Origin of the sequence: Paenarthrobacter sp. 22069, assembly GCF_052046035.1 — a bacterium.
Taxonomy (GTDB): Bacteria; Actinomycetota; Actinomycetes; order Actinomycetales; family Micrococcaceae; genus Arthrobacter.
In genome coordinates, this window is the sequence record NZ_JBQEQF010000034.1 from 1 (window position 1) to 23,633 (window position 23,633).

Sequence of the window (23,633 nt, forward strand, 5' to 3'; positions counted from 1 at the left end):
CAGCTGATATGTAGATCTCGTTGTCAAGAGTGCATGGATGAGCGGCTCCTGGGTTTGGTTCCCGGGGGCCGCTCATCGTGTGCCGGCCGGTTGTGATGCTGTGGGGGGCGTGGCGAGTCTTTTTCGACTGGGGCAGTGTCAGGCTGACATTCGCGGGTTGGTTACCGCATGACGATTTGTTCGGCTGGAGCGTATCGGTGTCTAGGATCGAGCGTCGATGGTGGTTTGGACCGTCTGCTCATAGCTGAAGCCCGAGTTGGCTCCGGGTGCTGTCATCGCCCCCCGCAACTGCTCACTGTCGGCGGGCAGGTTCCGGGTCAGGCCGCTTTCATGTGTTGTCCTTCCTGGAGCGGGGCGGCCAGTGACCAGCACCAAGCGGCGAGTTCGCGGGCGATCGCCGTGTTGGCCTTCACTGACATTTTGTGGCGTTCATCGAAGTGTTCCCATTTGCGGTGCAGCCGGTGGTTTCCTTCGAGGGCCCGGATGCGGGTTGCCGGCGCGACCAGGTCAAGTTGGCGCAGCAGCCGTTCTCCGGGCCGGGCGTAGGGGCGGCGGTGCTGCCAAGCCGCTTCGATGAGGAGTTTCCGGGCATAGGTGTTGCCGGCTTTGGTGATCGGGCCCTGGTGCCGGGACTGGCCGGAGGATTCTTCGCTGGGGACCAGACCGAGATAGGAGCCGATGGATGAGCCGGTGAAGCGGGTCCAGTCACCGATTTCCACGGCCAGACCGAACGCGGTCGTGAGCTGGATGCCGCGTAAGCACATCAGCGCGTCAATCACTGTTGCGTAGCGGCACGCCGCCGCTGTGATGGTGATCTGTTTGTCGATGCGAGCCAGATGCGCTGCAAGCAGCTCGGCCTGCTCGACATCGGCGTCGTAGGTGAACTGCAGCGCCGGGTCGTGAAAGCTCTGGCGGTGCAGCCACCGACTGTGTTCTGTAGTCCACCTGCTGTCCTTGGGGTAGCGGATCCCGTGCCGGAGCAGGACGGCGTTCACGTGCTGCCGGGCATGCGCGAGGTCTTTGGCGGTGCCCGAGCGCAGCCGGGACAGGTCCCGCAACGCCTCTTCGTCCGGCTCCGGGATGCGGACTTCGGTGACCGAGCCGACCGCGAGCATCTCAGCCAAAACCCGGGCATCCCGCCTGTCGGTTTTTACCCGGTCCCCGGGAGCGCGCAGCAGCTTCGAGGACGCCGCCACCACACAGTTGATGCCCGCGGCCCGCAGGTGCCGGGCCAGTACAAACCCTGTCGGGCCTGACTCATAAACGACCTTGACGGGCGGCTCGAATCGCCGGACCCACTCCAGGATCAGGGCCGGGTCAGCGGCCATCGTGTGGAGACTGATTTCACCAGTGCCTGGGTTCAGCGCATGGCCGACGACATTGACCGCGTGAACATCCAGACCAATGAAAGTATGCTCAAACATAGCCGGGACCTCCCAAACCTCACATGTGGCACTACCATTGCACCCCCAATGAGCCTCGCAGGCCACGGGAGCCGCCAATGGCAACCCACGGACCCTGTGAAACAGAAGGCCCCGGCCCCCCATGCTCCCGCCAGAACCTGCCCTTCCGGGATAAGGGACATCACTGCCGGGAACAGGTCCTGCAGCGGCCAGATCCCTCTCAGGGCCGCCGATCACATCAAGCCGGCGCTGCAGGACCGCCCGGCGATAATGGACCGACCCCGGACGGGCAGGTTCTGTTCCTCTTCATATCGTCTAGGCCTGCACTACCCCCGCAGCGGGCGTGGGAGTTCGCGGTTCAGGTCGGAGAGTCTGGGTGGATCCTGGTCCCAGACCTCAAACAATGCGTCCAAGCCGTGTTCCTTCACGGTCCGGGCCTCTTCAGGGAAGACCAGTGTGGCGTCCAGGAAGACCACGTGGTGCCCGTTGTCGAGCCGAAGGGGCGGGAGGAACTCATCTACTCTTTCCAGCATCAGCCATGATCTAAAGTCGCGGCCGTCGAGGACACGCTCCTCTGCCGGTGTAACCATATGGCCGGCTTCCAGGAAGATTTGCTTGGCGATTACATAGTTGGCCATCAGGCCAAATGACAACCTAACGTCATCTGTTCCGGCCGCCACGCATGTGTAGAGCTCGAACCCATGGTTGTGGTTGAGCGGACCGTGAACTAAGCCATGAAGGCCAAGCGTCGCGTAGAGGTGAAACGGCTTAAGTGATGCTCCTTTGGGCCATTCGAGAACTCCGACCATTTCTGCATGGTCATTAAATTTCCAGTACTCCGGCTCGCCGCCAAAATAAATCTCATAGTGAGCATCCACTGCTTTTACGCTGCCCAAGCCTTACCCCCTGTCATACCTGGTCAGCACTAGCCTAGGGCCTGAGATCTGGCGGCTTCGGAAAGACCACCTGGGCGACTTGGCTCGGCGAAACCTTCGCGTTCTGGAAAGCAACGCCCGGTAAACGATCCCCTACCGCACACTTACCTATCTCGTTGGGCTTCCCCGCCCTCTCTTACCCGACAAACACGGATCCAACTATTTCTTACGTCGCCTCATGATCACGAACGCGGAAATTCCAAGAATCAACAGCAGGACCGCGGAGAAGGTCACCACGAGCACGGGGTCAAGTCCCACTCCTCCGTAGCTGGGAGCGAAAGGTGCCATCTGCAGTCCCCGTTCTGCGATCAGTGTCCGCGTCGCAATATAGCGGTTTGGAATGACCATACGATGGGCTCGCAGTGCCAGGGAATCCCTGGCAGTAAACGCTCATCCAAAGGTCTCCGCAAAGGGATCCCTCACCGGACAACTCACGACTCCGTGTCGCCCTCCGCATGACTTTGCAATGAGGGGGTCGGCCCGCCCGTCTGCTCCGGCACGTCGCTTCGTGCTTGACCGTCCTGAACGAAGGTGATCTGAATTTGGCTTCCCCGCGCAAGGACCGACCCTGCCGGAGGATCTTGGGAGGTCACCCAGAATAGCCCTGGCCACGTGCGCGAGCGAAGGCCTGGACCATCAGGGTCCCCGGCTGCGAGACCGAACCCAAGGTTCGCCGCAGTCTCCTGTGCGATATGTACAGGCTGCCCAACCAGATCGGGAACATTTAGCATCTGGCGTTCGACCACCTCGGCATCTCCTTTGCGCCCGAAAACTGGTACGGCAAACTGAACCGTCTATTCATCAGATTAGCGCCGGTGTTCGGTGCGTCCCTTAAGGGATCCTCTACCGGACGCCGTGAGGAAAACGTGACCAGCCCTAGCATTGCGGCGCTCTTTCCCACGGCATAACCTTTGAGCCTGATCGGGAATTGGGGGCGGTCGCATGGCCGAAAAAATCAGACTCTCATCATTGGCCCTTACGCTAACGGCCGTCCTGTGTGCGTGCGCAGGTCCCGCCACGCCGATGACCAAAGCCTCCCCGGAACCACCAATCCCCGCTGCTTCGGGCATACCAAGCCGGCTCTATACCCACTGCGGAATCAAGGAATTGCGCGTCGAGGACACATTCTTCATTGCCGAAACACCATTGGACGACGGTCAGGGCAATCCACCTCCGGGATGGGGAAACCCCTATCAGGACGGCGCCGTGACCGTGTCCGGTTCAAAGGCTGAATTTCGGGACGACAATGGCCACATCGTCACCTTCCTTGCTCGTCCCGGTGCCACAGGCTTTCTCAATATCTGTTCCTGACAGGCGACATGCCGCCAGATAAGGGATCCCTTACCGGTCACCATCTGGGCCGCGCCCGGCTGATTCAGATCACTCTTCGTCCTGGTGATCGCGTGAATTCCGGTGCATAAAAAGGTCACCTACGGACTCGAGAACGCCCTGAACTACAGCCACGATGACTTCCAGGAGGACCGACATGAGTCCACGATACGTCTTCACTAACGGCCTGGTGGTGGAGCTGGCTGCCCGTATATCGATCCCCTTCCGGACATGCAGAGGCTGTGCAGACGACTTTGGACATTTGTGCAGACGACTTCGGAAAATGACCTGCAACTTTGTGAAGCCGACGTTTAGGGTGTCCCATACACCCTGCCCGCAAAAATGCCCGGTGAACGTGCCCTAAGCGCTACACGTCGGATCGGCCTAGTTGGTCGGCCTCAACGAACAGCCAGGGTTTCAGCGAGCTGAACCTCCGGTACCTCGAAGTGCGCCAGCAGCGTCGCCACCAGGTGCGGGGCGAAGTCCTCTTCGAGCGACAGCACTACGCGGCACCGCGCGCCTTTCACCGGCGGGAACCCCGCGTACAGCCCGCGCATGTCGCACACCGTCTGCCCGCGGCCGGGCCCGTCGGAGGTGTCGACGGCGGCACGCACCACCGGCGCGAGCGCAGGCTTCACCGCACCCACGGCGAGCGCCGCGGCCAGCGGGTCGTGCATGGCGGAGCAGGGCCGGCCGTAAATGCCCTCATAAAACCGGAAGTAGTAGCCGAGCATCTCCCCAAGGGCCTGTGCCACGGGCGAAGAGGACGCGAGCAGCTCCTGCCGGTGCGTCTCCTCCAGTACCGACGCCATGGTCACGTCCAGCGGCACGAGGGTCACGTCCCACTCTGCGGCCAGCACCAGGGCGGCGGCCTCGGGGTCGTTGTGGATGTTGGCCTCGGCCAGCGGGGTGATGTTTCCCGGGGCCAGCGCCGCCCCGCCCATGACCGTCACCGATTCCACGAGCGACGGCAGGGCGGGCTCCAGCCGCAGCGCCTCGGCGATGTTGGTCAGCGGGCCGATCGCCACCACGCGCAGCTCCCCGGGATACAGCCGGGCCAGCCGCACCAGCATTTCAGCTGCTGTCTCCCCGGCCAGGGAAGCCGCGGCCGGCGCCAGCGAGACCTCGCCAATCCCGTTGTCGCCGTGCACCCACGGCGCCCCGCCCCCAAACGAGCCAGCGAAGGGATCGTGGGCACCAAGTGCCACCGGAATGAAAGCGCAACCGGCTAGCTCCAGCAGGTCCAGCGTGTTCCGGGCGCCGACGGCGGCACTGACGTTGCCGCTGACCGTCCCGATCCCCTTCACGGAAGCAAGCGGCGAGGCGAGCAGGTAGGCCAGGGCGAGGGCGTCGTCGATTCCTGTGTCGCAGTCCAGGTAGATCGGGAAGGGCGTGGTCATGGCGGTGCTTCTTTCAGGTAGTGACAACAGTTAGACGGTCTCGCCCTTGGGGGCGGCGACGAAGAGGCTGACGATGAAGGCGGCGGCGGTGATGCCCACCGAGATCCAGAGGGCGGTGGAGTAGCCGGCGGCCGTGGCCTGGGCGGCGAAGGGCGCCACGAGGACGACGCCGAGGCTCGCCCCGATGCCGAAGGAGGCGCCGTTGATGCCGGGCAGCGCCGCCGGGGCCTCCTTGGGCGAGAGCAGCACCGAAAGCCCGTTGATGGCGGTGAGGAACAGGCCGTTGTAGAAGATGCCCAGCGCCGCAACAGCGATCAGCACCGCCACCTGGTTGGTGGAGAAGGAGGCGGCAGCAGCCGCGCAGGCAAGGCTCATCCCGGTGCCTATGCGGAGGGTCTTGATCCAGCCGCGGCGGTCCGCCAGCCAGCCGGCCAATGGTGCGGCAAAGACGCCGATAAGCGCGGCGGGGGTGAGGAACAGCAATGCCGAGACCGAGGCACTCAGGCCGAAGCCGCCGTCGTGGTCCTGGCTGAGCAGCACCACGGTGAAGTTGATGATGGCAAAGATGCCGGCGAGGGTGAGGACGGTGGTGACGATGACCGGCCAGACCTGCCGGGATCGCAGGTGGTGGACGGCGATGAGCGGGTGGCTGCGCCGTTTCTCGATGATCCAGAATGCGGCGAAGGAGGCGGCGGTGCCGGCCAGCAGTGCCAGGGCGGTGGGTGAGGCCCAGCCGGCGGCGGACCCGTCGGAGACAAAGTAGGTGATGAACACCAGGAACACCGAGAGGGAGCCCGCGCCCCACCAGTCCATGGCACCGCGGACGCCCGCGGGACGCCCGGCAGGCACGGTGCGGATGATGCAGAACGCGGCGATCACGGTCAGGACCAGCACCACGATGAAGATGGACCGGAAGCCCAGGGTTTCGGCCATGAGGCCGCCCACCCAGCCGTCCACTCCCCCGATGCCGCCGTTGATAGCGGCGATGATGCCCACGGAGGTGCCGAATACTTTGGCCTGCAGGTTCTCGCTGAGGACGATGTAGGCCAGCGCGAAGACGGCGCTGGAGACGCCCTGCAGGAAGCGGCCAGTGATGAGCAGCTCCAGCGTCGGTGCCGTGATGCAGAGGATGGTGCCGGCGCCCATGATGCCCAGGACCAGCAGCAGCGCGGCGCGGCGGCCGATGAAGTCGCTCCAGCGGCCGATGACGGGGCCGGAGATGGCGCCGGCGAGGAAGAACATGGACTGGACGGGGGCGGTGCTGTCGGCGCCCCGGCCGAAGTCGGAGGCGATCTGTGGCAGCGCCGGGGTGACCATGCTGGCGTTCAGCTGGAAGGACAGCACACCCAGCAGCAGGGTGGAGATCAGCAGGGCGGCGCGGCGGCCTGAGAGCTTGGCGGCGTCGCCCGGAAGTACGACGGCGGCAGTTGGGTCCGCGGGAGGGGCGGCCGCGGCGGGGGTTGGGGCGTTCACATCAAACTCCTTTGTTCGTGCAGGTTGGGTGACGAAGACCACCGTTGGACGGTCATCGAGTTGTTATACAACCACGTATGATGCGCGAGTACAACCCTTGCCGTACACTGTTTCTTCATCCGGCCGGTTCCGGCATCCCCGTTCAGAGAGTTCCCCCATGCACAATCGACTTCCTGCCGTCACCGTGGTCGGCAGCATCAACCTGGACCTGATCGCCACAGCTGAGCGGCTGCCGACGGCGGGCGAAACCATTGGCGGCGCCGTGCTGTCCCAGCAACCGGGCGGCAAGGGCGCCAACCAGGCGGCAGCCCTTGCGCGGCTCGGCGGCAATGCCAGGATGGTGGGGGCGGTGGGCGACGACGATTCCGGCCGGCAGATGCTTGATGCCCTGACCGCTGCAGGTGTCAGCACCACCGGCGTCGCCGTCCTGCCGCACGCCACCGGGACCGCGCTGATCTCCGTGGATCGCGACGGCGAAAACCAGATCGTGGTGTGCCCGGGCGCCAACTCACACCTCTCGCTCGACGGCGTGGGGTTGGGCCCGGACGAGACGGTGCTGTGCCAGCTGGAGGTGGGCCTGCCGGTGGTGCTGGAAGCGGCCCGGAAGGCGAAGGGCTTCTTCGTGCTGAATGCTGCCCCGGCCATGGACCTGCCCGTGGAACTGCTGGAGCGCTGCGACTTGGTGATCGTGAACGAGAGCGAGTACGCCCTGATCCCGGCCCTCGCATTAGCCAGGCTGGTGGCGGTGACATACGGCGGCGACGGCTCCGCGATGTTCGAGCACGGCCGGAAGGTTGCGGAAGTCCCCGCGCCTGCGGTCAGCGTGGTGAACACCATCGGTGCCGGGGACGCGTTCTGCGCGGCCCTGGTCCTGGCCCTCAAAGCAGGGATGGACTACACCTCCGCCCTGGCTGCGGCCAACGCGGTGGGCGCCCATGCCGTGGGCGACCCGTCATCCCAGCCGGATTTAGCACGGCTGGGCCACTACGTGGGTCCGACTCCCGCAACCACAGGCACGCGGTGAACGTCGCTTTCAGGCGCGCGACGCCGTCGGACTTTCCTGACGTCCGGCGGATCACCCGCGATGCTTATCTCAAGGCCGGGCATTTTGCGGCGGACCATCCGTACATGGGGGTGCTGGAGGATGTGGAACACCGCGCCGATCATGCGCAGGTATGGCTGGCCGAAACCGGCGGATGTGCGGTGGCCGCGGTGACGCTGACGTTCGCCGGCCAGCCGTACAGCGAGATCGCGCAGGAGGGCGAGCTCGAATTCCGGATGCTGGCCGTAGACCCCTCATGCCAGGGGGCCGGGTTGGGCGGCACCGTGGTGCGCGCAATTGTGGAGCACGCCCGGCAGCTGCCGGGTATTGGGGCGATCAGCATTACCAGCGCCCCGTTCATGGAACGCGCCCATGCCCTCTACCGGTCGCTGGGTTTCCGCCGCGCGCCGGACAGGGACTGGTACGTCCCGGGCGAGGACGTCCTGCTGTGGGTGTTCACGCTGAAGCTGTAGCCCGCCGGCCGCGGTGCAGCACGCGGGAAAGAGAGCCAGGACGGCCTCAGCACGCCGAACCAGGACCGACGACGGCGGGAGGCCGGNTGCGCCGGCCTCCCGCCGTCGAACTGCTTTATGGTTCAGTTTCGCTGCTGGCCGCTGGACCCGGCCACGCAAGCGCCGGGCGCCGTCATCCTATTTGCCCACTCCCCCGGCGAGGCCGCGGACGAAGTATCGCTGGCAGAAAAAGAAGAGAATCACCATGGGAAGAGCTGCCATGACCATGCCGGCAAATACCAGCGGGTACTGGGTGCCGTTCTTTGACATCAGGTCTGCCAGTCCCACGGGAAGGGTTTGCAGCCCGGCCCCGCTGGTGAAGACCATGGCGAACAGGTACTCGTTCCAGTTGGTTAACACGTTCAGCACCACCGTGGTGATGATGATCGGCCGGCTCATCGGCAGGATGATGCGCCAGAAAGTGACGGTCTTGGACGCGCCGTCTATTGAAGCCGCCTCGTCGACCTCCCTGGGCAGGTCCAGCATATAAGCACGCATCAGGAACACGGTGAAGGGTATCCGGAACGCCGTATAGAGCGCCAGGAGACCAAGGAAGGTGTTGTACAGCCCCAGGCTCTGGAACATTTTGACCAGGGGAACAAGTGCCACCGTGGGGGCCAACATCAATCCTGCAAGAATGAGCACAGTGAACGCCCGGTTCAAGGGAATGCGGACGCGGGTCAGCCCGAATGCCGCCCAGGCGCTGATTGCCTCAGTGATGGCGGTAGCCAAAATGGTGAGGGAAACGCTGGTGAGCACGAAACTGCCCACTCCCTGCTCCCAGGCAGCGGCGAAGTTCCCCCAGCGCAAGGAGGCGGGCAAGGCAAACGGGTTGCCGAAAAGTTCGGCGTTTGTCTTGAAGCCGTTCGAAACCATCCAGGCCAGCGGGTAGACCACCACAATGGCCAGGGCAGCCAGGATGATCCAGACCAGCGCGGCCCGCAGCGAGCGACCGACGTTCGATAGCGTCACCATTCCACTCTCCTTTTACGGGAAACCCATAACTGCAGCGCGGCCAGCAGGAGGGTAATCAGGAAGATCGCCACTCCGATCGCGGACGCGTAGCCGAAGTCATTGGTGACGAAGCCCGCGTGGTACAGCCACGTCCCCAGGACCTGCGAGGAATTATTAGGACCTCCACTCGTCATCACCATGACCTCGTTAAAGACCTGAAATGCACCTGACACCGTAACGATCATCATCAGCCCGGTCATCTCCCGAACAAGAGGCATCGAGACGCTGAAGAACTGCCGAATCGGTCCGATCCCGTCTATGGCGGCCGCTTCATAGAGCTCCACAGGAATGCGTTGCAGGGCGACTGAAAACAGCAGGACGCTGTAGCCGAAACCCTGCCACTGGCTCATGGCCGCTATGGCGAATATCGACGTGTTCTCGTGGCCAAGCCACGCCTGGGCATACTGGCCAAGCCCAAGGTTGGCCAGGAAAGCGTTAAGCAGCCCGCTCTGCGGCTGGTAAATGAAGTAGAACAGCAGTCCGGCCACCGTAAGAGAGATGGCCGAGGGGATGAAGTAGATCGAGCGGAACGCCCGGCGCATCCGCTCGCTCCTAACGCTCTCGACGATCGCCGCCAGGACAAGCGCCCCGAACACCTGGCACACGATGGAGATGCCCGCGTACCAGGCATTGTTCGCCAGCGCCTTGAGGAATACGGGGTCGTTGGCCAGTTCCACATAGTTTGCACCGCCCGCAAAGGACTGTGATCCGCTGTAGATATTCCATTTGAGGAAGCTGAAGATCACGTTCTGAAGCAGGGGCCAATATACAAATACCGCGAGCACCGCCAGCGCGGGAATAAGCCAGATGACATTGCGCCAACCCGGAGCGTCAGTCCTGTCCGGCCTGGTTGTGATTGGCCTGGCATTGCCGGTAACAGCCGGCCGAACGGATGTGGGGGCGGAAGTCATTTAGCCTTCTCGGATGCCGCCTGGACAGCTTTCAGCGCAGCATCAGGGCGGAGATCCCCGGAGACGAGGCCCTCACTCACTGAGACCCATGCGTCACCCACTGATGGAACAGAAGCCATGTCCAGCCATACCAGGGTCGACGGCGCCTTGTTCACTGCCTCGGTCCCCGCGGCGACGGCCACGCTCGAGTTGGACGTGGTGACCGCACCGATGACGGCACTGGGCTGTCCGTACGGCGGCGACGACAGCACCGACGCGTTCTTAGCGGAGGTAGCGAACTTCATAAAGTCCAGGGCGAGGGCGGCATTTTTGCTCCTGCCGTTGATCATGTAACCCTCTGGTGCTGCTTCAAGAGTCTGGGTGTCGCCGGGGGAATGCGCCGCTGCAGGCAGCTGGAAAATGCCCATTCCGTCTTTGTTGAGCTGACTGCCGTCCTTATTGACAGCGTCGAACTCGATTAGCTCCTGGTAGTACATGGCTGCTTGCCCACTCTGTTGCTGCTGTTGCGCGGTGGTGTACGTAACGCCATTGGAATTAGTGCCATCACCGGTGCACTTGGTCACCAGTTCGGTGAATTGATTCATGGCGGTGACGTAGCCGGGATCGGTCCACGTGGCCGTTTTGGGGTCGAGATCGGCATCGAGGGTGGCGCGGGGAACGTTGTATGCGAAAAGTTGCTGCAGATAGTGCAGCCCCGGCCAGCCGTCCTTGTTGCCGAACGCAATTGGCGTATAGCCGGCCGCCTTGATGGTCGCGCAGTCGCTGATGAGGGCTTCGAAACTGGTCGGGACCTCGAGGCCGAGCTTCTGGAATATGGCTTTGTTGTAGCCCACGAATTTGGCGTCGTTGTACAGCGGAACCCCGTAGTACTTTCCGCCGTACTTGAAGGCCGAAAGTGCACCGGGGCCAAAGGTCTGTCCCCAACTTGTCGAAGGTCCGACATGCGCGGTCAGATCGGCCGCCAAGCCATTCTCCGCAAAATTTTGGCCCCAGTTACCGGCGTAGCTGAAGTAGATGTCCGGCAGTGACTGGGACGCAATAAGCACCTTTTCCTTGTCCTTGACCGCGTTGTCGTCGGTTTCCTGGGAAAGGTTTATGGTCACTCCGGGGTGTTCCGCCTTGTACGCCGCGATAACGTCCTGGAAATAGGAATCCATGGGCTTTCCGGCAAACGCCGTAAGGATGCTGATCGAACCGGAAAAGTCCGGCTGGGCGGCCAGATCAGCGCTGGCTGCGCCGTCGTTTGGTGCTGCACAGCCGGCAAGCCCTAACGCCGCAGCTGCGACCACTGCCGAAACCGAAACTGTTCTCCACTTTCGCATATTCATCTCCCGTCATGGGCGGGGTCGCGGATGCCCGCCGGAACTTCAGTTCCTGACCCTCCGTTGGATCGCTTGGACCTGCTGGTCCTGCTGAGTCCACCCGACTATACCGAGCAATGGTACCGGTATCAATAGTCTCAAGCGCGCAATTGCTTTACATCAAAAGAAAGGAGGTTTCCCGCCACAGGGCGTTGGTCTCGGCTGGGGCAAACACGCCGGCGTCAAACCCCATTCGGAGCAGGGCTGTTATCGGCCGCGGGGCTTCGCTACGCTGGCCCGCGGCATGAATGTCGCCTCCAGTACGTGGGTGGTGGAGGATGCAGCGGTGCCTTTGATGCGCTCCAGGAGGCAATCAGCAGTCAGCCGCCCCAACTGTTCCAAGGGTTGGGACACCATGGACAGCGGCGGGGACATGATGGTGGCCCAGCTGCTGTCATCGAAGCCGATCAGCGAGACGTCCTCGGGGTAGCTCAGTCCCATCTGCCGCAGGGCGCGGATAGCACCGACCAGCGCGTCAGACTCGGTGGCGAAGATTGCCGTCGGCGGGTCCGCCAGGGACAGCATCCCGATGACTGCACGTGTTGCCTGATGTTCATTCTTCAAAACGTGGGTGACCAATGACGTGTCGAAGTCGATTCCCGCCTTCTCAAGCGCATCCAGGTACCCGCGGAGGCGTTCTCCGTCGCTGGAAAGTGAGCGTGCAATGACCTCGTCCATCTCAGGCAGGCTGGTAGCTGGCTCCACCGTCACCGGCCCCCACACGAAACCGATACGCCGGTGCCCGCTGCCGATCAGCTCAGACACCGCCTCGCGCGCGGCTTCCCTGTTATTGATCACGACCGTATCAATATCCACGCTGTCGAACAGCCGGTCCACGAGCACCATCGGAATGCCGCGGGCGCGCACCAGTTCCAGGTGGGGCGGCGGGGCGTTCCTGCTCGCGGCCGAGGCAAGGACCAGGCCGTCCACCTGCTTGTCGACCAGGACGCCAACAGCGTCCGCTTCTTTGGCCAGGTCCTCCTCCGTGCTCAGCACCAGGACATCGTAGCCATGCCTATGCACAGTGTCCGTGAAGGCTTTAAGAACCCCGGCAAAATACGGGTTCCCTACGTCCGCAAGGACCAGCCCAACGGTCTTCGTCTCACCCGTCGTCATGCTGCGTGCGACGGCGTTGGGACGGTAGCCCAGTTCTTTCGCGGCCCGCATGACGCGGTCCCGCGTCGCAGCACTGACCGAACCGTACCCGCCGAGCGTGCGTGCAACCGTCGCACGCCCGACGCCGGCCGCCTGTGCCACCTGGGAAATCGTTGGCGGCACGGAGTTCCGGTGATGTTCGGTCATAGTTCGCCCATCATCTCAGATCCCAGCAGGGCCGGTGTACGTTTCAGGCAGCGGGTTGTGGCACCACTTCGCGCCCATGGCCGAAAGCACCTTCCACGCTGCACTGCCCCGCCGCGAAGCGCGCGGCGTGCTTCATGGCGCGGTGCACTTCCGGCCCTGGCGGCAGCATGTTCCGCTTCCATCCCGCGGCCAACATTTCAACCGCGAATGCCGCCAGGTACGCGTCCCCGCAGCCCATGGTGTCCACGAAAGGAGCAGCAGCCGGTGCCGCGTTCGAATGATAGAAGCTGGTGCCGTCAAACAACACGGCCCCGTTCGCACCCATGGTCCCCAACACCAGCGCCGCCCCATGGGCAGCGAACCGGCGAAGTTCAGACCAGACCCGCTGTTGTTCCCAGTCGCCGCATGACACCAGGGCCAAATCAATGAGGGGGCACACCTGTTCCAGATACTCATCGGCGCGGTGCACGGGTTCGCTGGAGAAGTCGAACGTCACCAATGCTTTCGTAGCACGCAGCGCCGGCAGTTCCGGCTCGATGCAGGAATAGACACTTGAGTGGACGAGGTCAAAGCCGGCCACGTAGTCCAGGTCAACCAATCGAATCGGGTCGCTGGCGGTGACCCCACCACCGTTCCAGCGCAGGAAGTGCCTCTCGCCGCGAACTGTTTCGATTTCCGTGAGCCCATTGGGCCCGCGCCGTACTTCACACCGGCTGGTGTCCACCCTGGCTGCCTCTATGCAGGAGCGTACGAACGCTCCTGCGTCATCATCGCCGAACACCCCGAGGTATGCCGCTTCTGCCCCGAGCTGCCGCGCATAAACGGCCACGTTCACGCAGTTGCCACCCGGGTACTCAACACTTCTATCCACGAACCGGTCCACTATGTTGTCACCGAAGCCGAGAACCCTCATCTTCCACTCCTCTCGTTGCTGGGGAGGCGGCCTCCCGGCCGGATCCGGCGACTGCCGGATCCGGCCCGGCAGCTTAGTACTTCACGACCCGGTAATAACGGCGCAGGTCCAACGAATGGTCGCGCGCCTTGGCGAGGTGCTTGCTGAAGCGGTCAACGACCGCATCGGCCACGATGGGCGAAAGGAGGCCCCTAAACTCTTCGCTGATACCGTCAAGGGCGTAGTCGCGCGTGTCCACCACGGTGACGTTGTCGCTGTACTGCTCCGCAAAGGCACGCACGCGATCCATCAATGGGCGCGTCTCATCTTCCCCCATGAACAGAATCAGGCTTGTGTCCTTTTCGATGAGTTCGAGCGAACCGTGGAAGAACTCCGCGGCGTGGACCCTGGTGGTCCGCAGCCACTGCATTTCCTCCAGCACGCACATTGAATAAAGGTAGGTAAAGCCCCACAGATTGCCCGAGCCGACCAAGAAATGGTAGTCCTTCCGGGCCTGCGCTTCCGCGAATGCCTGGCCCGCGCCGTCGGCACTCCTGGTGACGTCAACGAGCGCTCCCGGCAATGCCTTCAGTTCGTTTGCGAGCTTTTCGTAGCCCTCGAATTCACCGCGAGCGGACAGGAATGCAGCTGAGAACAGCAGCAGTTGGACGTCGAACGGCCAGGCCTTGGGCTCTGAGACCAGGGAAACATCGACTGCAGCCGCGAAGGGGCTCTCCGGGTAACCGGTGAAACCGACGGTGAGCGCCCCTTTCTTGCGGGCGAATTCGATCGACTCCAGAATGTCCTCGGTAGTACCTGATACTGAGGCGAATATTGCAACGGACTTCACTCCGAAGTTGGGGTCGGCGGAGAGGATAAATTCCTTGCCGATGACAGCGCGTGCCGGGAACGTAGACCGGGTCTGGAAGAACCTTTCGTAAGGAAGCACGGCTGCGTAGGTTCCGCCGGCGCCGATGAAGTATAGGTTCTCGTAGCCTTCGGCCTGCACCTTCTCCACCAGCTCTTCGATCTGGGGACGCAGCGCTACCGTGCTGCTCGTCTGGGAAAAGAACTCATCTTCGTTGAAATCAAGCATTCTCTAGCCTTTCCATCAGTGAGACCGTTTGATACCGGTATCAAGTGTCTCAAGCTTGGCATGGAACTGGCTTCAGGCACAAGGGCCCCCACTCTCCTGGCTGGTTCCTTTCCACCACGATCAGGGGGTCGGTGCCGGGAATGATGAATAGGGCAGGTCGAGCTCACCGGCGGCACCTTGGAATGCGGTGAGTCGGTGCTGCCAACTTCCGCACGGCCGGGTGGCGTTACGGGTCGGTCATTCCGTAATTGTTGCGGCCGAATATGCTGGAGGTCCCGGCTCGCCTGCCAGGTATCCCGCTAGTGCGAAGATCGCCCGGTTCCAGGTTCGGTCCCCTCGAGCACCTGCTGCAGCCCGGCGACCGGGATGTCGGGGAACTCGTCCCGCGCCGGCCCGAACTGGAACGAGGCCGCCCCGGAGTCTTCCCAGACCGCCGCCCCCGCAATCCTGGCAAGGAACGGTGAAAACGGCCGTGCTGCCACGGACAGCACCCGAACGGCGGCGACCGGAATCCGCTGCACGGATCCATGTCCGGCCCGGGCCACCAGCGCTTCCACCATCTGGTTCGACGTCAGCGTCTGCGAGCCCCAGTCGATGATCCGGTTGCGCAATGCCGGGTCCCGGAGGGCACGGACTACGACGGCGGCCGCGTCCTGCACCGCGGTATAGGTCACCGGGGCAGTCCCGGATCCGAACACCGGCACCTTACCGTTGCGTCCGAGTGGGGCGCCCATGATCTCAAGCCGCTGCTCCAGGAGCGCGCCCAACCTGATGATGGTCCAGTCCATGCCGGAGGAGCGGAGCGCATCCTCGGCCGCTGCCTTGCAGCGCAAATACTCGATGGGCCCGTCGGGGGCAGCGCCGTGCATGGACATCATCACCATGTGCTGCACTCCAGCCGCGGCAGCCGCATGGATCAGGCGGATGGCGCCATCGCGGTCAACCGTGCGGTGGTCGGTGTCCTTGGCCCCGAAACCGGAGGCAGCGAACACCACGTCGGTGCAGCCCGCCACTGCTTCCCGGCAGTCCGCTTCGGAGCCGAGGTCGCCGCGGAAGAGTTCGACGCCGTCGGCCGCCGTCCGGGGGAAGGGCTGGGAACTGCCGCGGGCCATGACGCGGACCTTGTGCCCGGCGGCGAGGAGCAGGGGAACCACGGCGCGGCCCAGGCGGCCGGTGCCGCCGACCACCAGGATCACGGCCGGTCACCTCCGGCCGCTCCGTGGAGTGCTTCGCTGATGGCGTCGTTCACGTCGCCGGAATCCTGGTCCACCGGTTCCAGGTAGAACTGGGCGGCGGAGATCCGGTCATCGTGGACGGTGAGGATGGCGACCCCTGCAGCGCGCTGCACGGATCCGTCCGGCCGGGTGCCGCCGTTGCTCCATTCCAGCCAGATTTTGCCGTCCGGGCCGGTGGCTGCGTCGTGGACGGTGAGGGTGAGGTCCGGCAGGCCGGCGAAGAGTGCCGTCCAGTTCTTCCGGACCTGCGCGGAGCCCGTGAAACTGCGGGCTGGGTGCACGGGGGTGGTGTTCCGGTAATCATCCGCGAACTCCGACACCATGGCCTCGAGGTCATGGCGGTTGGCTGCGGCCAGCATGCGCCGGACCGGGCCTTCGGGGACGCGGTCGAGTCCTGAAGCGTCCATGATCTGCTCCTTGGTTTCCGTCGCGGGAGGCGGAGAGGCTGGTACCCTGTAATTTGATACAGTCAGCTGTATTCAACTGATACAAGGAGCTTAAGCCCGATGGGACCCGCGGTCAATGGTGCGCCGGCCCGCTCCCGAAGGTACGACGCACGGCGCCGCCAGGAGGCGGCCGAGGAGTCAAGGAAGCGGGTGCTCGCCGAGTCCCGGGCGCTGTTCCTGGCTCACGGCTACGGCCGCACCACCATCGCCGCCATCGCCCACGCGGCCGGCGTGTCCAAGGAGTCGGTGTACAAGGGGTTCGGCGGAAAGCCCGGGCTGGTCCGGGCGATCTACGAACAAAGCATGCTGGGAGCCGGCGGACCGCCGGCGCAGGAACGGTCCGACCGCGCACAGGCAACGGTCACTGACCCCCGCGAGCTCATGGAGCAGTTCGGCCGCTTCGTCACCGAGATCAGCCCGCTGGGATCGCCGGTCTATCTCCTCATCAGGGACGCCGCGGCCAGCGGGGACCGGGACATGGCCGCGCTCCTGCGCGAGGTGGACGACGAACGGTACCAGCGCATGCTGCACAACGCGCGCCAGGTGCTCGGCCGCGGTCTCCTGAAGCCGGGCCTGACGGCGGAGGAGGTAGCCGATGTCATGTTCCTGAGCACCTCGGCCGAACTCTACGAGACCATGGTCCTCAAACGGGGCTGGAGCGCCGAGCGGTTTGGCCGCCTCATTGCCCGCACGCTGGCCGCCAACCTCTTGCCAGAGGGTTGAACCGGCGGTCTCGGGCTGCGTTCGAGTGGGTAACCTACTCCTATCAACGGGCAACACCCCTACGGGAAAGGGACGGTCACGCATGCACGCCGTATTGGAATACACCTACGAGGACAACTACCTTGAAACCCGCGGGAAGTACCGCGCAGACCACCTCCGTGCGGGGTGGGAGGCCGTCGAACGCGGCGAGCTCCTGCTGGGCGGAGCCGTTGGCGAAGGACCCTTCAAAGGACTGATGATCTTCACCGGCGAGAATGCACTCGAAGCGGCGAAGGCCTTTGCAGCCGCAGACCCCTACGTCATCAACGGCGTCGTGACATCCTGGACCGTCAGCCCGTGGACAACTGTGCTCGGAAAAGAAGCAGCCACGCCAGTCCACCCCTGAGTCCAGGGAACCTCAGCTGATCTTGCGGCGGTAGATGCCTGTCGCGAGGGCATAGCCGACCGCGAGTATGCCGAGGAGCCAGGCCAGGGCCGTCCAGATGTCAGCGCCAATTGGCTGCTGGGCGAACAGGGCCCGGACGGTGTTAACAATTGAGGTAACCGGCTGGTTCTGGGCGAACCACGCAACGGGACCCGGCATTGAGTCAGTGGGCACGAACGCGGAGCTGATGAACGGCAGGAAGATCAACGGATAGCTGAATGCGCTGGCTCCGTCCACGGTCTTCGCGGAAAGTCCGGCAATAACAGCGATCCAGGTGAGCGCGAGGGTGAACAGGACCAGGAGACCGGCGATACCGAGCCAGGCTGCCACTGACGCTCCGGTGCGGAACCCCATGACCAGCGCGACGCCGATGACCACCACAACGGACACCATGTTGGCCGCCAGGGAGGTGAGAACGTGCGCCCACAGCACGCTGGACCTCGCGATCGGCATGGACTGGAACCGCTCGAAGATGCCGCCCTGCAAGTCCAGGAACAACCTGTAGGCCGTGTAGGCGATCCCGGACGCGATGGTGATGAGCAGGATGCCGGGGAGCATGTAGTTGACATAGGACTCGTCGGATCCGGTGTGGATCGCGCCGCCTAATACGTAAACGAACAGCATCATCAGGGCGACCGGGGTGACCGCGGTGGTGATGATCGTATCGGGGCTGCGGAGGATGTGGCGGAGCGAGCGGACAGTCAGCACGCCGGTGTCGCCGAGTGCATGGGCGGTCATCGGGATTCCTTTCCGACAAGGGCCAGAAACACGTCCTCGAGCGAGGGCTGCTTCTCGATGTACTCGACCTTGGCCGGCGGAAGGAGTTGCTTCAGTTCGGCGAGGGTGCCGTTTTGGATGATCGTGCCGTGATGGAGAATGGCGATCCGGTCGGCGAGCTGCTCGGCCTCGTCAAGGTACTGGGTGGTGAGCAGGACAGTTGTGCCGCTGCTGGCGAGCTGCTTGATGGTCTGCCACACGTCGAGGCGCGCCTGGGGGTCGAGGCCGGTGGTTGGCTCGTCAAGGAAAATGACCGGCGGGTTGCCGATCAGGCTCATGGCGATGTCGAGCCGGCGGCGCATGCCGCCCGAATACGTCGCGGCCCTGCGGGCCGCTGCGCCGGTGAGCGAGAAGCGGGCGAGCAGGCCTTCAGCGATCGCAGCAGGGTCTTTCAGGTGGCGAAGCTTCGCAACCAAGACGAGGTTCTCCATGCCCGTCAGCACGTCGTCGACGGCGGCGAACTGGCCGGTCAGGCTGATGGATTCGCGTACATCGCCGGGGTTCATGGCGACGTCGAAACCGTGCACCGTGGCCGTGCCTGCGTCGGGCTTTAGCAGCGTCGAAAGGATCCTCACCAGGGTGGTCTTGCCCGCACCGTTTGAGCCGAGCAGCGCGAAGATGGTTCCCGCGGCCACGTCGAAATCGACTCCTTTGAGGACCTGCACGTCCTTGAACGACTTCTCGATGCCCTGCACACGGATCGCCGGGCCGGGGGCCTGGACGGGGACCACTGGGTCAGCTCCCGTTCCCGCTGTCACCGGCGGCGGCGTTGATGGCCTGGCGCAGACGCTCGCGCTCCTTGTCGATCCACTGCTTACCGGCGTAGGCCTGCGCGAAAGTTTCCGCAAAGTCCACCGGATCTTCGCCGACGATCGCACGCACCGGCGTCGCGTCGATGGCGGCCCGCTCCCAGAGGTCGGCCAGGTCGCCGAACATGGTCATGAGCGTGTCACCATCGGTGACGCCGCCGTAGTACATGAGGTACCGGTGCATTGCCGTTGCCGCCGTTGCATACGGTTCGGGGAGGGCCTCGATCCGGGCCTTGTCCTGCTTGTACTGCTTCTTCTGCTCGAGGGAACCGGTAACGGCCTCGATCCATTTTGCAGCCACGATTAGGCTCCTTCTTCCTGCGGGGATTCGGTGGTGTGATGAAGGTGCTCGATCCGTTCCGCGAGGAAACTCCACGTCCTCCAGAACTCGTCGAGGTACTCACGGCCCAATGCATTCAGCGAATACACCTTGCGTGGCGGGCCCTTCTCCGACGGGACCTTTTCGACGTCGACGAGGCCGCGCTGTTCGATCCTAACCAGCAGGGCGTAGATGGTGCCCTCGACTATGTCGGAAAAGCCCTGCTCGCGGAGCCGGGCCGTAATCTCGTAGCCGTGGGCGGGCTGCGCGGCCAGGATGGCCAGGACAACACCCTCCAGCGTGCCCTTGAGCATCTCGGTCATCTGCTTGCCCATCGGAACCCTCTTTAGCTACTCCGTGTTACTGACTACCGGTATATAGTAAGCACGAGTACTGCTAGTTAGCAATACTGAATAGCACCCCATCCCAACCCCGCATGACGGCATATGCTCCAGTCCGCCGTCGAACGTGGACCTCCCCCACCACCACGTGGAGCGCCGATAGCCGTCCCTTTATTGCGTGTCCCACCGGAACCAGCGGATCCCGATGAAGGAGAACACGACGAGGTATCCGACGCAGGCCAGCAGCGCATAACCGTCTTGATTGCTCCACGCCGCCTGGTTCAGTACGTCCGAAAAGAGCGTCATCAGGGCACCCACGGGTGACCACCCTGCGATGGCCTGGATCGTGTCGCCGAGGATTCCAGTGCCACCCAAGGTTCCCAGGAGTACAAAGACGATGAGGAGCAGCCGGCCGACAGCGCTGACGGCTGCGGTGGATTTCACCAGCGCGACGAGCGTCTGCCCGATGGCCAGGATCATGGCGGCCCCGAGAACGGCGACAGCCAAGACCAGCAAATATTGGCCGGCGCTGAGCGACAGTCCGTGCAGGACGCTTCCGACGATGGCGACAATGACGGATGCGATCAGGTTGGTGGCCACCTGCACGACGATCCGGCTGGTCATGATCATCCAGGTGGGGACCGGGGTGACACGCAGCCGTTGCAGGACCCCGACTTCGCGGTCGTGCGCCAGGGTCAGGCTGTAACCGAGCAGGCAGGACGTCAGCAGGCCGAGGGTCAGGGCAAGCCCGATGATGAGCTGTGAACCGCCAAGTCGGGACTGGGATTTGCCGAACGAGGTGGCCACCAGGATCACAATCGGCAAGACGATACTTAACGTCACTGCAGTCCTGCTGCGCAGCAGCACGGTAGCGTCGGCGCGAAGGAGCGAGCGCATGGCCAGGCCCCGCGGGGGCCGGCCAACGGTGGTCCCAAGGCTAGTCATGGATTTCACTTCCCGTCAGTCCGATGAAGACGTCCTCGAGCGTGACCTGCCCGTGCGCGACGGCAAGGACGTCCGGGTCGTCCTTGTGTTTACTGATGAGTTCGGCCGGGGTGCCCACGGTGATCAGGACCCCATGATCCATGATCGCCACCCGGTCGCAGACAGCCTGCGCTTCCTCCATGGAATGGGTGGTCAGGAGGATGCTGCTGCCACCGGACCGCAGCCCCTCAATTCGGTTCCATAGTGCGCGGCGGGACTGCGGGTCCAGCCCGGCCGTCGGCTCATCCAGCAGCAACAATGTCGGGCTGTGGATGGTCGCGATGGACAACGCGAGCCGTTGCTGCTGGCCTCCGGAAAGCTGTTTGAACCGTTTGCCCCGTTCTTCACCGAGACCAATGGTGCCCAGGCTCCGGCCGATCCCTTCGCGCGTAAGCCTGACGCCGTAAACCCCTGCGTACAGCCTCACGATCTGCTCAACGCTGAGCTCAGGTTGAAAACTGGAGGACTGTAGCTGGACCCCCAGACGTGCTTTCACCTCGAACGGATGCCTTCGAACGTCGAACCCGTCCACCCGCGCCCCGCCCGAAACAGGACGCACCAACCCCTCCACAATGCTCAGGGTGGTTGTTTTTCCGGCCCCGTTCGGACCCAGCAACCCGAAGATCTCCCCTCGTTTAACCTGAAAGGTAAGACCATCGACCACGGCCCGCCCACCGTAAACCATGCGCAGTTCATTGATTTCCAGCACCGGCGACCCTGCCGGGCCATCCATTTCACTCATCGACCACATACCCCCACAACGGGACTCTCCAACAGGGCACCTAGCGCAAGCATAGCCATGACCGCCGTTCGCAGGACCCCGTTTGCGGAACACCTGAGTACGGTCCTCAGGCAACTGGACTCTGTACACTGCCGTTCATGACCAAAGGAGCGGCCCTGCCCGCGGCTGAGGACCACGTCAACATGCTCCTGGCCATCCGGTCCGGAGACATCGGCGGGCTGCATAAGATGCTTACCCGGCACCCCGGGCTCGCCGCCGCCCGGCTCGGCGGGGCGGCGGGCGGACGGACCCCCTTGCACGTTGTGACCGATTGGCCGGGCTATTTTCCGAACGGACCCGGCATCGCCCGGATGCTGATTGATGCCGGCGCGGACGTCGACGCCCGGGAAGAAGATGGGACGGGCGAGACTCCGCTGCACTGGACGGCGAGCAGCGACGACGCGGACGTTGCGCGCGTCCTCATCGACGCCGGCGCCGACCTCGAGGCCCCCGGCGGCTCCATTGGCACCCCGCTGGACAACGCGGTCGGCTATGGCTGCTGGAACATTGCCCGGTTGCTCGTCGAGCGCGGCGCGGGCGTCGACAAGCTCTGGCACGCGTCGGCGCTGGGCCTGCTTGACCGGCTCGAGGAGCTGCTTCGCGACCCGGCAAACCGGACGGAAGCCGCCATCGACCAAGCTTTCTGGCATGCCTGCGCCGCCGGATACCGGCGCGCTGCTGCGCTCCTCCATGAGCACGGAGCCAGCCTTGCCTTTACACCCGCCTATGGCCGCGGAACTGTCCTCGATGCAGCGTCGAGCCATGGCACGCAGCGGAGCAACGTCATCGAATGGCTGGAGCAGCTGGGCGTGCAGCGCACCGGCGACGACCGGAGCTAATGGACCGCGTTGTTCGCGTTCACCCTCCCGTGGGCCCAGTCCGTGCCGATCACGCCAACGGGATCGGTGGTGGACTCGACCTTGGCACGGATGTCCGCGTTTGTCGCGCCGGGGTTGGCACTTCGGGCGAGCGCGGCAACGGCGGCAACAACCGGTGATGCCATCGAGGTTCCGCTGCCGATGTCATACCCCTGGGAGCGGTTGTATTCCCTTGCCAGGGTGAACCGGTGGTTGGGAAAGGTCGAGTAGACGCTGACCCCTGGTGCCGCCACGTCCACCCACGGGCCGTAGGTGGAGAAGGACGCCTTCTTGTCATTGTTGTCCGTCGCGCCCACGGCAATCACGTTGGGGTAGGCGGCCGGGTACATCATGGTGGTGTTGCTCCCGTTCCCGGCGGCGGCAACCAGCACCACGCCCGCGTTCCAGGCGTTGTTGACCGCGGTTTCCAGCGTGGTTGACGCGCCGACGGCGAGGCTCATGTTGATGACCTTCGCGCCGTTGTTGACCGCCCAGTTGATGCCGTTGGCAAGGCCTGAGCTGGATCCCGCTCCGGTGTCGCTGAGGATCTTCCCGGCCAGGATGGTGCATCCCGGGCACACGCCGGCGACGCCCATGCCATTGTTGGCTGTCGCGGCGACGATCCCGGCGACGTGTGTTCCGTGGCCGTAGTTGTCGTCATTGCTCCTCGACGTGGTGAAGTTGGTCCGTGCCACAACTTTCGGGTTGATGTCGGGGTTGTCGGTGGCAACGCCGGAATCGAGGACAGCGACTTTGATTCCCGTACCGGTGGTGACGGTCCAGGCTTCGACGGCGTCCACATCGGCGTCGGCTGTGCCCTTGTCTACGGTCACGGTGCCGGCGGTGTTCGTGAATGACTGGCCCGTGTTTTGCAGGGCGTACTGGCGGGGGAAGTAGGTATCGTCCGAGGCCGGCGTGACCACGTAGTCCGGTTCGGCGTATTCGACTACCGGGTTCCGGCCGAGAGCTTCGACAAGCTGCAGTTCCTTCCCGTCAGGAACCGTGATCAGGTGGGCGCCGGTGCTGCCGACGCCGGGCCCGTCAGTCAGTCCGAAAGCCCGGAGGATGCCTGCGGCCGCGGTGTTGTCCCGGAACTTGACGAGGATTTGTCCCGCCGTGATGGACGGATCGGCCGCGGCGTTGGCCGGGACGACTGCACCCAGCAGGGTGCCAATGACCAGGAGAAGGGTGGCGAAGCTCGCCAGCACAAGCTTTTTCATGGGGTTATCTTCCGCGCGCGCAGCCCCGCTGGATAGGGGGAAAGGCC

27 protein-coding genes and 1 pseudogene are annotated in these 23,633 nt (G+C 63.9%); 7 read left to right on the top strand and 21 right to left on the bottom strand.

The features are described 5' to 3' along the window. Window positions 1–317: 317 nt before the first annotated feature. From ACTJK0_RS19790 to ACTJK0_RS19805, 4 genes are all read right to left on the bottom strand, one after another. Window positions 318–1,424 (bottom strand): IS110 family transposase, encoded by a 1,107-nt coding sequence (locus ACTJK0_RS19790; RefSeq protein ID WP_223992154.1) that lies wholly within the window; start codon window positions 1,422–1,424, stop codon window positions 318–320. A 305-nt stretch (window positions 1,425–1,729) separates the two neighbouring features. Beyond that, a complete protein-coding gene (locus ACTJK0_RS19795; RefSeq protein WP_440746332.1) occupies window positions 1,730–2,299 on the bottom strand; it encodes a suppressor of fused domain protein in 570 nt (189 codons plus the stop codon). A 198-nt stretch (window positions 2,300–2,497) separates the two neighbouring features. Then, window positions 2,498–2,626 carry a PEP-CTERM sorting domain-containing protein gene (locus ACTJK0_RS19800; RefSeq protein ID WP_440746333.1) on the bottom strand — a complete coding sequence of 43 codons (129 nt, stop codon included), beginning with the start codon at window positions 2,624–2,626 and terminating at the stop codon, window positions 2,498–2,500. Between the two features lie 143 nt (window positions 2,627–2,769). Continuing rightward, window positions 2,770–3,069 (bottom strand): PASTA domain-containing protein, encoded by a 300-nt coding sequence (locus ACTJK0_RS19805; protein WP_440746362.1) that lies wholly within the window; start codon window positions 3,067–3,069, stop codon window positions 2,770–2,772. Window positions 3,070–3,361: 292 nt separating this feature from the next. On the opposite strand from ACTJK0_RS19805, the gene ACTJK0_RS19810 reads away from it, so the two are divergent. Further along, window positions 3,362–3,649 (top strand): hypothetical protein, encoded by a 288-nt coding sequence (locus ACTJK0_RS19810; protein ID WP_440746334.1) that lies wholly within the window; start codon window positions 3,362–3,364, stop codon window positions 3,647–3,649. Window positions 3,650–4,065: 416 nt separating this feature from the next. On the opposite strand, the gene ACTJK0_RS19815 is transcribed toward ACTJK0_RS19810, so the two are convergent. After that, a complete protein-coding gene (locus ACTJK0_RS19815) occupies window positions 4,066–5,067 on the bottom strand; it encodes a nucleoside hydrolase (RefSeq protein WP_440746335.1) in 1,002 nt (333 codons plus the stop codon). Window positions 5,068–5,097: 30 nt separating this feature from the next. After that, entirely contained in the window at window positions 5,098–6,540 is a 1,443-nt protein-coding gene (locus ACTJK0_RS19820) for an MFS transporter (RefSeq protein ID WP_440746336.1), read from the bottom strand. A gap of 157 nt (window positions 6,541–6,697) precedes the next feature. On the opposite strand from ACTJK0_RS19820, the gene ACTJK0_RS19825 reads away from it, so the two are divergent. Both ACTJK0_RS19825 and ACTJK0_RS19830 read left to right on the top strand, forming a co-directional pair. Further along, complete coding sequence (locus tag ACTJK0_RS19825) at window positions 6,698–7,564, top strand: ribokinase (protein WP_440746337.1); 867 nt, start codon at window positions 6,698–6,700, stop codon at window positions 7,562–7,564. Then, window positions 7,561–8,055 (top strand): GNAT family N-acetyltransferase, encoded by a 495-nt coding sequence (locus tag ACTJK0_RS19830; protein ID WP_440746338.1) that lies wholly within the window; start codon window positions 7,561–7,563, stop codon window positions 8,053–8,055. The genes ACTJK0_RS19825 and ACTJK0_RS19830 overlap by 4 nt, the downstream gene beginning before the upstream one ends. Window positions 8,056–8,232: 177 nt before the next feature. Here the strand turns inward: ACTJK0_RS19830 and ACTJK0_RS19835 are convergent, their stop codons facing one another. From ACTJK0_RS19835 to ACTJK0_RS19855, 5 genes are all read right to left on the bottom strand, one after another. Continuing rightward, window positions 8,233–9,069, bottom strand: coding sequence for a carbohydrate ABC transporter permease (locus tag ACTJK0_RS19835; RefSeq protein WP_440746339.1), 837 nt, complete (start codon window positions 9,067–9,069; stop codon window positions 8,233–8,235). Next, window positions 9,063–10,019, bottom strand: a complete 957-nt coding sequence (locus ACTJK0_RS19840; RefSeq protein WP_440746340.1) for a carbohydrate ABC transporter permease — start codon at window positions 10,017–10,019, stop codon at window positions 9,063–9,065. The genes ACTJK0_RS19835 and ACTJK0_RS19840 overlap by 7 nt, the downstream gene beginning before the upstream one ends. Continuing rightward, window positions 10,016–11,308: an ABC transporter substrate-binding protein gene (locus tag ACTJK0_RS19845; protein ID WP_440746341.1), complete on the bottom strand. Its 1,293-nt coding sequence runs from the start codon at window positions 11,306–11,308 to the stop codon at window positions 10,016–10,018. The genes ACTJK0_RS19840 and ACTJK0_RS19845 overlap by 4 nt, the downstream gene beginning before the upstream one ends. A 279-nt stretch (window positions 11,309–11,587) precedes the next feature. Beyond that, window positions 11,588–12,682, bottom strand: coding sequence for a LacI family DNA-binding transcriptional regulator (locus ACTJK0_RS19850; protein WP_110542665.1), 1,095 nt, complete (start codon window positions 12,680–12,682; stop codon window positions 11,588–11,590). Window positions 12,683–12,725: 43 nt separating this feature from the next. Then, window positions 12,726–13,595 (bottom strand): PfkB family carbohydrate kinase, encoded by an 870-nt coding sequence (locus ACTJK0_RS19855; protein WP_440746342.1) that lies wholly within the window; start codon window positions 13,593–13,595, stop codon window positions 12,726–12,728. Window positions 13,596–13,710: 115 nt separating this feature from the next. On the opposite strand from ACTJK0_RS19855, the gene ACTJK0_RS19860 reads away from it, so the two are divergent. Then, complete coding sequence (locus ACTJK0_RS19860) at window positions 13,711–14,025, top strand: hypothetical protein (protein WP_440746363.1); 315 nt, start codon at window positions 13,711–13,713, stop codon at window positions 14,023–14,025. A gap of 261 nt (window positions 14,026–14,286) precedes the next feature. Here ACTJK0_RS19860 and ACTJK0_RS19865 read toward each other — a convergent pair. The 3 genes and pseudogenes from ACTJK0_RS19865 to ACTJK0_RS19875 form a co-directional block, all read right to left on the bottom strand. After that, window positions 14,287–14,670, bottom strand: a pseudogene (locus tag ACTJK0_RS19865) (SIS domain-containing protein); the annotation flags it as partial. Between the two features lie 299 nt (window positions 14,671–14,969). Next, window positions 14,970–15,866: an SDR family oxidoreductase gene (locus ACTJK0_RS19870; protein WP_440746343.1), complete on the bottom strand. Its 897-nt coding sequence runs from the start codon at window positions 15,864–15,866 to the stop codon at window positions 14,970–14,972. Beyond that, on the bottom strand, window positions 15,863–16,312 hold the full coding sequence (locus ACTJK0_RS19875) for a nuclear transport factor 2 family protein (protein ID WP_440746344.1): 450 nt from the start codon (window positions 16,310–16,312) through the stop codon (window positions 15,863–15,865). The genes ACTJK0_RS19870 and ACTJK0_RS19875 overlap by 4 nt, the downstream gene beginning before the upstream one ends. 99 nt (window positions 16,313–16,411) lie before the next feature. Between ACTJK0_RS19875 and ACTJK0_RS19880 the strand changes: the two genes are divergently transcribed. Together ACTJK0_RS19880 and ACTJK0_RS19885 are read left to right on the top strand one after the other, a co-directional pair. Beyond that, complete coding sequence (locus ACTJK0_RS19880; protein WP_440746345.1) at window positions 16,412–17,074, top strand: TetR/AcrR family transcriptional regulator; 663 nt, start codon at window positions 16,412–16,414, stop codon at window positions 17,072–17,074. Window positions 17,075–17,156: 82 nt separating this feature from the next. Beyond that, window positions 17,157–17,459 (top strand): YciI-like protein, encoded by a 303-nt coding sequence (locus ACTJK0_RS19885; protein ID WP_440746346.1) that lies wholly within the window; start codon window positions 17,157–17,159, stop codon window positions 17,457–17,459. Between the two features lie 12 nt (window positions 17,460–17,471). Here ACTJK0_RS19885 and ACTJK0_RS19890 read toward each other — a convergent pair whose 3' ends face one another. From ACTJK0_RS19890 to ACTJK0_RS19915, 6 genes are all read right to left on the bottom strand, one after another. Then, window positions 17,472–18,236, bottom strand: a complete 765-nt coding sequence (locus tag ACTJK0_RS19890) for an ABC transporter permease (protein ID WP_440746347.1) — start codon at window positions 18,234–18,236, stop codon at window positions 17,472–17,474. Further along, window positions 18,233–19,006, bottom strand: coding sequence for an ABC transporter ATP-binding protein (locus ACTJK0_RS19895; protein WP_440746348.1), 774 nt, complete (start codon window positions 19,004–19,006; stop codon window positions 18,233–18,235). Before ACTJK0_RS19895 ends, ACTJK0_RS19890 begins: the two co-directional genes overlap by 4 nt. Before the next feature lie 4 nt (window positions 19,007–19,010). Further along, a complete protein-coding gene (locus ACTJK0_RS19900) occupies window positions 19,011–19,385 on the bottom strand; it encodes a DUF1048 domain-containing protein (protein ID WP_440746349.1) in 375 nt (124 codons plus the stop codon). A 2-nt stretch (window positions 19,386–19,387) separates the two neighbouring features. Continuing rightward, window positions 19,388–19,738 carry a PadR family transcriptional regulator gene (locus tag ACTJK0_RS19905; RefSeq protein ID WP_440746350.1) on the bottom strand — a complete coding sequence of 117 codons (351 nt, stop codon included), beginning with the start codon at window positions 19,736–19,738 and terminating at the stop codon, window positions 19,388–19,390. A gap of 177 nt (window positions 19,739–19,915) precedes the next feature. Further along, entirely contained in the window at window positions 19,916–20,689 is a 774-nt protein-coding gene (locus ACTJK0_RS19910; RefSeq protein WP_440746351.1) for an ABC transporter permease, read from the bottom strand. Continuing rightward, a complete protein-coding gene (locus tag ACTJK0_RS19915) occupies window positions 20,682–21,470 on the bottom strand; it encodes an ABC transporter ATP-binding protein (protein WP_440746352.1) in 789 nt (262 codons plus the stop codon). Before ACTJK0_RS19915 ends, ACTJK0_RS19910 begins: the two co-directional genes overlap by 8 nt. A gap of 137 nt (window positions 21,471–21,607) precedes the next feature. On the opposite strand from ACTJK0_RS19915, the gene ACTJK0_RS19920 reads away from it, so the two are divergent. Next, window positions 21,608–22,348 (top strand): ankyrin repeat domain-containing protein, encoded by a 741-nt coding sequence (locus ACTJK0_RS19920; protein WP_440746353.1) that lies wholly within the window; start codon window positions 21,608–21,610, stop codon window positions 22,346–22,348. On the opposite strand, the gene ACTJK0_RS19925 is transcribed toward ACTJK0_RS19920, so the two are convergent. Further along, a complete protein-coding gene (locus tag ACTJK0_RS19925; protein ID WP_440746354.1) occupies window positions 22,345–23,586 on the bottom strand; it encodes a S8 family serine peptidase in 1,242 nt (413 codons plus the stop codon). The genes ACTJK0_RS19920 and ACTJK0_RS19925 overlap by 4 nt on opposite strands. Window positions 23,587–23,633: the final 47 nt, after the last annotated feature.